The sequence below is a fragment of the Cysteiniphilum marinum genome (genome assembly GCF_014857925.1).
Taxonomy (GTDB): domain Bacteria; phylum Pseudomonadota; class Gammaproteobacteria; order Francisellales; family Francisellaceae; genus Caedibacter; species Caedibacter marinus.
The window spans coordinates 1-2187 of record NZ_JACYVZ010000090.1 but is presented as its reverse complement, the minus strand read 5'-3'; the positions used below and the strand labels follow the sequence as shown (position 1 = coordinate 2187).

General features: G+C 31.9%; 3 protein-coding genes. All 3 read right to left on the bottom strand.

What is annotated here, in order from left to right:
• A partial coding sequence (locus IE867_RS14365) for a hypothetical protein (RefSeq protein WP_225630087.1) occupies positions 1-399 on the bottom strand: 399 nt, incomplete at its 3' end.
• A complete protein-coding gene (locus IE867_RS14360; RefSeq protein ID WP_192485393.1) occupies positions 386-1357 on the bottom strand; it encodes a ParA family protein in 972 nt (323 codons plus the stop codon). The genes IE867_RS14365 and IE867_RS14360, both read right to left, overlap by 14 nt.
• 620 nt (positions 1358-1977) lie before the next feature.
• Positions 1978-2187 (bottom strand): transposase (locus tag IE867_RS14355; protein WP_192485360.1); only part of this gene is annotated, 210 nt, incomplete at its 5' end.

Sequence of the window (2187 nt, the reverse complement as noted above, 5' to 3'; positions counted from 1 at the left end):
TGTTTCTACATTGTTCTCACTATCAGCAGACTTTGTTCCTACATTTGTTTCTACATTGTTCTCACTATCAGCAGACTTTGTTCCTACATATGTTTCTACATTGTTCTCACTATCAGCAGACTTTGTTCCTACATATGTTTCTACATTGTTCTCACTATCAGCAGACTTTGTTCCTACATTTGTTTCTACATTGTTCTCACTATCAGCAGACTTTGTTCCTACATTTGTTTCTACATTGTTCCCACTTTTGGTAGTCTTATTATCTATTTCTTTTACGGTGTTGTTTTTCTGATCACGTGATTTTTTTAATGACGTCGTTTGCCAAGGTGCTGTAATTAGATCATTTTCTTCATTTTTTAACTTGTCTTCAGCTTTCTTTAGCATTTCAGATAGTTTCATTATCAGAACCCCACTTTATCAAAATCCCAAGCTCAACAAGAAGTCCATTAACAACAGTAAATAAGTCTTTAGCTCTAGTAAGGTCATCAAACGATTCTTTATTTTTAACGTATTCTTTAAATTTAGCCATTTTTCGGATAATAGTTTGCGCCAAAGCATTTTCAAATCTGTTATTTGCTTCCATAAGTCCTTTCAAATCCTCTTTAATTGTCTGGTCAAATCTATTCATAACCACAAGAAGATCAGGGTTTTCTTCAATTCTGTAAGATGAGCGTATTTTATTAATATCGCCAAGAACAAGATCGACACCATCTAACGCAAAATTATCAGGGTCTATGGGAAATAAAAAATGATCGTTATTTACGAGGCATAAGCCTGTTATGGAATTTAATGTACTTAAATCTGGTGGGGTGTCTAATATAATAATATCAAAGTTACTGCGTAAATAGTTCAAACATATTTCATTAAACCAATGAAAATAATGCTTTTTTGTTTGCCCTAACAACTCTTTTTCAATTAAACTATTTCTGAGTGATGATGGAAGTATTGTTAAATATTCATCAATATTAATTAAAATATCTTTTATCTTGTACTTATCATTTACTAGGTCTAAAAACACTGGACGCTTATTATCCTTTTCTATGAAAAGTGAAGTCAAATTCATTTGTATATCTAGGTCAACTACACATGTTTTTAATCCCATGCTTGATGTGGCTCTGGCTAGTAAATAGGATATAGAAGTTTTACCAACCCCACCTTTTAGATTTCCAATACGTATTACTTTGCCTGAAGCATTTGACAATTGAGTTTGTATCACTTTTTTACATTCACTAGGCTGTAAAATAATGTGATTGCTTTTATCCCTTTCTAAATCATCTTTTTTCAATAGTGAGCTTACTCTTGCAGTAAGTGTGTGTCTTGGTATTCCAGTGATTTGAGATAATTGAGCGAGCTTCATTATTTAATATCCTTTTAACGATTTAAATATAATTTTATACTAAAAGTTAAAACATTCAATATCTTTCATCAAGTTAATTAGCGTTTTTTTAGTTATTTCATGCAAACATGGCATAGCATGATCAAATTGTCATAAATGTTAACTATAGATATATCCCAAACAAGCACCCAAAGAATGAAAGCCAAACGTGAGCGGGATTATCAGCTATTGCTTGATAGTGTAGGCAGCGAGCAAAAACTATCTGATACTGTTACGCGACATACATGGACTCGCTCAATTTGGCAAAGGTTTAAATTAAATATTCATTATTTAGTCTCCCATCATTTTATTTATAAATTTAAAATTATTAAAAAGTATATTCACAGACATACATCTGGCATCTAACTTAAAAGCTAGTGCCTTGATTAAATTTGGCGCCTAAAATAACTAATCAAATATGAGTAATTAAAATTCACATGTCGCGTATAAGTTTTATTTTAGGCAAGTTTTACACTTTTAATAATCATTATAAAGCACTGTGATTAAGCGGCTTTTTTAAAGTTTATATTATATGTTGTTCCATTTGCTAGCATTGACCAAATAACTCGGGCATTTTTAGGCTCTACCAGTTTATCCGTTGATTAGATCGCATACTGAACACCGCTGAATCTGAATAAAGCAAGCCCTTCAGTATCTATTTTAATCCGTTGAAAAAAACGTTTGGCATTTTTTAACCCATAGCATCTTCTCGTCAGCACTTTTAACCTGTTATTAAAGCCTTCCACAAAACCGCTACTATTTCGATCAATAAAGTAATTGCTTACCTCTTCAATATGGGTTGTTAATGTCGT

Bases quoted from the DNA above. Each gene is read 5' to 3' on its own strand.
- IE867_RS14360 (WP_192485393.1), bottom strand. From the start codon at position 1,357: ATGAAGCTCGCTCAATTATCTCAAATCACTGGAATACCAAGACACACA.